Below are 6157 nucleotides of genomic sequence, written 5' to 3'. Positions count from 1 at the left end.
GGCGGGCGGCTCGAGTGGGCCGTCGGTCCGGACCACGAAGTCGGGCTCGACCAGTGCTGCCGGGGCGTCCGGCTCGAACCCGATGGCGCCCACCACCAGCCCGCAGCGTCCGGACCGGAGGGCCAGCGCCGCGTCGGCGGGGTCGGGGAAGACGCGGAGGGAGCCCTGGGTCCGCAGCGATCCGGTGTGGCGCGACAGGAGGAAATCCGGGGCGGTGACAGGCCTGGCGGCGTCGGGGTGGGGCCCTGACGCCACGGCTCGCCTCCCTCGACTCCGATGTGCGTGGATCGCGCGCGAGTGGCGGGCCACGGGTACCCGCCGATCCTAGGCCGGTCCTGCGCGGGGGTGCGAGCCGGGACCGTCACTAGGATGGTGCGCATGACAGCCCCAGACGTCCGTGTCCGTTTCTGCCCGTCGCCCACCGGTACTCCTCATGTGGGGCTCGTCCGGACGGCGCTGTTCAACTGGGCTCACGCCCGGCACACGGGCGGGACCTTCGTCTTCCGCATCGAGGACACCGACGCCGCACGCGACTCGGAGGAGTCCTACCAGGCCCTGCTCGACGCGCTCCGGTGGCTCGGGCTGGACTGGGACGAGGGTCCGGAGGTGGGCGGTCCGTACGCCCCCTACCGCCAGTCCGAACGACGCGACCAGCACCTCGATGTGGTGCGCAGGCTCGTCGACGCCGGTGAGGCCTACGAGTCCTTCTCGACCGCCGACGAGGTCGAGGCGCGCCACCGGGCGGCCGGGCGCGACCCCAAACTGGGGTACGACGGCTTCGACCGCGACCTGACGGAGGAGCAGAAGCAGGCCTACCGGGACGAGGGCCGTGGCGCCGTGATCCGGCTGCGGATGCCGGACGAGGACCTCGGGTGGGACGACCTCGTCCGCGGGGAGACCGTGTTCAAGGCCGGCACCGTTCCGGACTTCGCGCTCACCCGGGGCAACGGGATCCCGCTGTACACCCTGGTCAACCCGGTGGACGATGCGCTCATGCAGATCACCCACGTCCTGCGCGGCGAGGACCTGCTCAGCTCGACCCCCAGGCAGATCGCGCTCTACCGTGCGCTCACCCGGATCGGGGTCGCAGACCGTGTGCCCGAGTTCGGGCATCTGCCGTTCGTGATGGGGGACGGCAACAAGAAGCTGTCCAAGCGGGACCCCGAGTCGGATCTGTTCCTGCACCGCGACCGCGGCATGCTGCCCGAGGGGCTGCTCAACTACCTGGCGCTGCTGGGCTGGGGACTGTCGGACGACCGCGACGTGTTCTCCCTCCGGGAGATGGTGGAGGCCTTCGACGTGCGCCAGGTCAATGCCAACCCCGCGCGCTTCGACCAGAAGAAGGCGGACGCGATCAACGCCGAGCACATCCGGCGGCTCCCGCCGGAGGAGTTCGCGCGACGGCTGCGGGACTTCCTCGAGGCACACCCGTCCGAGGACGGACTCACGCTGCCCGCGGAGCTGGACGGTGATCGTTGGGCGGTGCTCGCGGATCTGGTGCAGACCCGCATCGTCGTGCTGTCCGACGCGTGGGACCTGATCCGCTTCCTGGTGGTGGACGAGTCGGAGTTCGTCGTCGACCCCGGGTCCGCCGCCAAGAACCTCAAGGCCGATGCGCGCGAGGTGGTGGACGCGGCGGCGGCCGCACTGGAGTCGGTGCCGGAGTGGTCCACCCCCGCGATCGAGGCCGCGCTCTCCGGTGCGCTGGTCGACGAGCTCGGGCTCAAGCCGCGTAAGGCCTACGGTCCGGTGCGGGTCGCGGTGACCGGATCGCACATCTCCCCGCCGCTGTTCGAGTCGCTGGAACTGCTGGGTCGCGAGGTCACACTGGCCCGCCTGCAGGCCGCGCCCATCGCTGAATGACCTGGCGATTTGCTATTCACCCTCGGTGCTTTGATAGTCTCTTCGAGGTCGCCCCGCACGGGGCGGACAAGTGAATACAGTGGCCTATGGTGTAATTGGCAACACAGCGGTTTCTGGTACCGTCGTTCTAGGTTCGAGTCCTGGTAGGCCAGCTGAGCGCGTTGTAGCGCTCACTGCAGCGGTTCCTCGCGGAGCCGCGTCCTGAGCCCCCGTCGTCTAGCGGCCTAGGACGCCGCCCTCTCACGGCGGTAGCGTGGGTTCGAATCCCATCGGGGGTACACACGAGAACGCCCGGAGCATCATGCTCCGGGCGTTTTCTCGTTCTCGGCCCGGTCCTCTCCACCCCGGTCCTCTCCACCCCGGTACATCCCGGCGCCGTCCTTCTTCCGATCGGGGGAGAACGGACGGACGGGTCCGGTCAACCGGCGGTCGTCACGTCGACCCGCCCCCGTCCTCGGAGCCGGATGAGGTGCCGCGCGTGTTCGTCGAGATCACGGTCCTCCGCGGTCAGCGGGGTCCAGTGGGGGACCGGGGTGGGGCGGAGATCCGGGCCCAGAGCCGCGCACACGGCCAGGCAATGGGTCGTCAGCACCCGTTCGGGTGACGTGGGTTCACCGGACCGGACGTGGACGGACACGTGCATCGTCTCGTGACCGGTGTGCAGGAGCCGGGCCTCCACCTCGACGACGTGGCCGATCTTCACCGGGTGGTAGAAGCGCACCCCGCCGGCGTACACGGAGGTGCACGGGGTGCCCGACCAATGGGTCGCGCACAGGTTCGCGGCGTCGTCGATCCACGACATGATGCGCCCCCCGTGCACGTTGCCGCCCCAGTTCACGTCACCGGGGGCCGCGAGGAACCGCAGGGCCGATCGGGGTGCGGTTCCCGCGTCGGTATAGCTCTGGACGGCCATGGCGTCCTCGATGTCCTTCCGCAGGGCGATGCGCATCACCGCCTCGTCGGACTCGTGGACCTCCAACCGGGAGGCGGGCCGCCAGGACGGCACCGGGGTGGGTCTCCCCTCGCGGACGGCGATGAAGACGACCAGGCACTCCGCGCAGTGGCGGAAGTCGAGGGTCACGGGGTCGCAGGCCCGGACGTCGCACTGGATGTGCATCGAGGTCGATCCCGTGTGGACGAGTCGCGCCGACACCTCGACGAGTTCACCGGCCTCGATCGGCCGCGAGAAGCGGACGTTGCCCACGTAGGCGGTGACGGCGTACCCGCCGGACCACACCGCGGCCTGGGCGTACGCGGCCTTGTCGATCCACTCGAGGATGCGGCCGGTGTGCACCTGGTTCCCGGTGCCGACGTCGGTGGGTGCGGCGAGGAAACGCAGGACGGTCTCTCGGGGAGTGTTCACGCTGGGCAAGCTATCGCCGTCGCGTAACGGGGCGGTTGCCGCGGGTGTGGATCGCGTGTCGGTGTGCTCACCCCGGTCCGGCGGCGCGGTGAGCACGCCACCCGGTCGGCGGGTTCGATCCGCCGCGGGGGTCAGTCGACCGTTTCCTTGAGGGGGTCCTCCCGGATGAACAGCAGCAGCACCGTGGCGATGAGCAGCAGGGGGACCACGACGAGGAAGATCGGCACCAGGGCGTCGTTGTAGGACCCCACGATCGCGTCGTGCAGGGGCCCCGGGAGGCCGGCGAGGATCTCCGGGCTCATCGAGTTCGCCGCGCCGGAGCCCTCGGCGAACGACGCGGCCACCTCGGCCCCCTCCGGCCCCATCGCGGACGCCGCGGCCGGGATCCGGTCGCCCATGAGATCTGCCAGGCGGCTGACGAAGAGCGACCCCACGATCGCCGATCCCAGCGTCCCGCCGATCTGGCGGAAGAAGTTGTTGGACGCGGTGGCGGTCCCGACCATCGAGACGGGGAACGAGTTCTGGACGATCAGGACGAGCAACTGCATGCACAGGCCCAGGCCGAAGCCGAACACGAACAGGACCGCTCCGAGGTGCAGGAGGGTGTCGGCGGCCTCGAGGGAGCTGATGAGCCACAGACCCACGGACATGATGACCGTCCCGACCACGGGGTACCACTTGTAGCGGCCGGTACGGCTCACGATGTTGCCCACGACGATGGAGGTTCCCATCATCCCCGCCATCATCGGGGTCATCATCAGTCCGGCGTCGGTGGGCCCGAGCCCGTGGACCATCTGGATGTAGGTGGGCAGGTAGGTGATGGTCCCGAACATCGCCACGCCGATGATGAGCCCGGCGGCCGTGGAGAGCGCGAAGTTGCGTTCCGCGAACAGCGTCATGGGGATCAGTGGGTGCGGCGATCGCAACTCGACGAGGACGAACGCCGCGGCGCAGATCAGGAACAGCGCCGCGAGGCCGAGGATCACGGGGTCGGTCCACGTGTAGCGGTTACCGGCCCACGAGCAGACGAGGATGAGCGCCGTGGTGGCCGTGACCATGAGGACGGTGCCCGGCCAGTCCGTGCTGCGGCCCGTGCCGCGGGTGGGCAGCTTCAGGTAGAGGACCGCCACCACGAGGGTGAGCAGGCAGATCGGCAGGTTGAACCACAGCGCCCAGCGCCAGCCCGGGCCCTCGGTGAAGAATCCGCCCAGGAGCGGACCGAGGATCGACGACAGTCCGAAGACGGCCCCCATGACCCCCATGTACCGGCCCCTCTGCCGGGCGGGGACGACGTCGGCGACGATCGCCTGCGACAGCACCATCAGGCCGCCACCTCCCAGGCCCTGGATCGCGCGCGAGACGATCAGGATGTCGATGCTCCACGAGAGGGCCCCGAGTACGGAGCCGCCGAGGAACAGCAGGATGGCGGCGACGAAGAGCGGCTTTCGGCCGATCTGGTCCCCGAGCTTGCCGTACACGGGGAGCCCGATGGTCATGGTCAGGAGATAGACGGTGATGACCCAGCTCATCTTGTCGACCCCGCCGAGGTCCGCCACGATCGTGGGCAACGCGGTCGCGAAGATCATCTGGCCCAGGGACACGATGAGCATCCCCAGCAGCAGGGAGGTGAAGACCAGCGGCACGTTGTGGGATGCCGGAGCCGGTCCGGTGGGTCTGCGATCGTCCGTGGCGATCGTGCTGGTGTCGTTCGTGCTGGTGTCGCTCATGACGTGCTTCCCGAGGTCTCAGGGGAGGTGGTCCCGGCCGGTGTGGTCCCGGCCGGCGTGGCGTCGGAGGGCGCGGTGACGAGAAGTGCGAGCTGCCGGAGGGCGAGGGCACATTCGGCGTCGAGGTCGGCGAACGTCGCGGCCTCCCGTGTCAACCAGGTGGACAGCCCGAGGTTGGCCGAGGCGGCCACGAGAGCCACGTAGGCACGTGCCTCCGCCCTGGCCGCGACCCCGTCGAGGCGGCGCAGGGCCGGGTGCCGCTCGAAGTGTTCGGTCACCAGGTCCACCAGACGGAGCTGGAAACGGGATGACGCGGTCACCCGGGCCACCCCGAGGTCCGGGTCGGCCCGGAAGATCTCCGCTCGACGGTGGGCCAGGGTCGCGGTCTGGGCGTCGTCCGCGATCCGCGCGGCCGCGAACGCCGCGAGGAACAGCCTCAGGAGCGCCCCGGGGACGTCCGGGTCGGCAGCGTCGAGGAATTCGCGGCGGACCGCGAGCGGGACGTCCCGGGGCGGCGAACCGATGACGGCGGCCTCCTTCGAGGGCACGTAGTTGAAGAACGTGCGCTTGGAGACCTGGGCGGCGGCGCAGATCTGGTCCACCGTCACACAGTCGTACCCGTGCTCGAGTACTAGGGAGGTCGCGGCGTCCTCGATGGCGAGCATCGTGGCGCGGCGTTTGCGCTCGCGGAGGGAGTCCGGTTCCGGCGGTGAGGTCACCAGGGGAGTCTACAGAAAAGTAGACTGAGTGCATATTTACACCGGGTGAACGGCGATCGGCCCGCCGATTTTGTGGAGCGCCGGTCGGGTCGCTAGAGTCGAGGCGTACCAGGCCCCCGTCGTCTAGCGGCCTAGGACGCCGCCCTCTCACGGCGGTAGCGTGGGTTCGAATCCCATCGGGGGTACTCAGTGACATGTCCCGGTTACTCGCGTGAGCGAGGAGCCGGGACATCGCGCATTTGAGGACGTGAGACCATTCCTCCGTGCACTCTCGTCGCGATGTCCTCCGACTGGCGCTCGGCGCCGGTGCCGGGCTGGCGACTCTGTCCGCGTGCGGGGCGGTGGGGGAGACGACGACGGGCCCGACCACCACGACGGGCGACCCGATGGCCCCACCGAGTCCCGTCCGTACCCCGACCGATGACCCACCGGTCCGACGTGTGATGCCCCTGTCCTCCGCTGACCTGGACGTCGTGCTGGCCCTG

4 protein-coding genes, 3 tRNA genes and 2 pseudogenes are annotated in these 6157 nt (G+C 69.7%); 5 read left to right on the top strand and 4 right to left on the bottom strand.

Annotation, left to right across the window (positions count from 1 at the left end):
- Nucleotides 1-255 (bottom strand): annotated as a pseudogene (locus G6022_RS11110) (isochorismate synthase); the annotation flags it as partial.
- A 123-nt stretch (nucleotides 256-378) separates the two neighbouring features.
- Between G6022_RS11110 and gltX the strand changes: the two are divergent.
- From gltX to G6022_RS11095, 3 genes are all read left to right on the top strand, one after another.
- Entirely contained in the window at nucleotides 379-1863 is a 1485-nt protein-coding gene (gene gltX, locus G6022_RS11105; protein WP_182609687.1) for a glutamate--tRNA ligase, read from the top strand.
- Between the two features lie 80 nt (nucleotides 1864-1943).
- Nucleotides 1944-2015, top strand: a tRNA-Gln gene (locus G6022_RS11100).
- A 53-nt stretch (nucleotides 2016-2068) separates the two neighbouring features.
- Nucleotides 2069-2141 (top strand) — tRNA-Glu (locus tag G6022_RS11095).
- 140 nt (nucleotides 2142-2281) lie between these two features.
- On the opposite strand, the gene G6022_RS11090 is transcribed toward G6022_RS11095, so the two are convergent.
- The 3 genes from G6022_RS11090 to G6022_RS11080 form a co-directional block, all read right to left on the bottom strand.
- The gene (locus G6022_RS11090; RefSeq protein ID WP_179525507.1) at nucleotides 2282-3226 is read right to left on the bottom strand and encodes a hotdog domain-containing protein; all 945 of its coding nucleotides are present in this window, start codon (nucleotides 3224-3226) and stop codon (nucleotides 2282-2284) included.
- Nucleotides 3227-3357: 131 nt separating this feature from the next.
- Nucleotides 3358-4953 carry an MDR family MFS transporter gene (locus G6022_RS11085; RefSeq protein WP_187701084.1) on the bottom strand — a complete coding sequence of 532 codons (1596 nt, stop codon included), beginning with the start codon at nucleotides 4951-4953 and terminating at the stop codon, nucleotides 3358-3360.
- Complete coding sequence (locus G6022_RS11080) at nucleotides 4950-5672, bottom strand: TetR family transcriptional regulator (protein ID WP_182639757.1); 723 nt, start codon at nucleotides 5670-5672, stop codon at nucleotides 4950-4952. The genes G6022_RS11085 and G6022_RS11080 overlap by 4 nt, the downstream gene beginning before the upstream one ends.
- Before the next feature lie 112 nt (nucleotides 5673-5784).
- On the opposite strand from G6022_RS11080, the gene G6022_RS11075 reads away from it, so the two are divergent.
- Nucleotides 5785-5857, top strand: a tRNA-Glu gene (locus G6022_RS11075).
- A 78-nt stretch (nucleotides 5858-5935) separates the two neighbouring features.
- Nucleotides 5936-6157: pseudogene (locus G6022_RS16700) on the top strand (ABC transporter substrate-binding protein); the annotation flags it as partial.

It is taken from the genome of Dietzia sp. Cai40, assembly GCF_014145165.1.
Taxonomy (GTDB): domain Bacteria; phylum Actinomycetota; class Actinomycetes; order Mycobacteriales; family Mycobacteriaceae; genus Dietzia; species Dietzia natronolimnaea.
This window is presented reverse-complemented; position numbering and strand designations above follow the sequence as displayed.

Excerpts from the sequence above, each read along its gene's own strand:
- gltX (WP_182609687.1), top strand. The coding sequence starts at position 379 with ATGACAGCCCCAGACGTCCGTGTCCGTTTCTGCCCGTCGCCCACCGGT.
- G6022_RS11085 (WP_187701084.1), bottom strand. The coding sequence starts at position 4,953 with ATGAGCGACACCAGCACGAACGACACCAGCACGATCGCCACGGACGAT.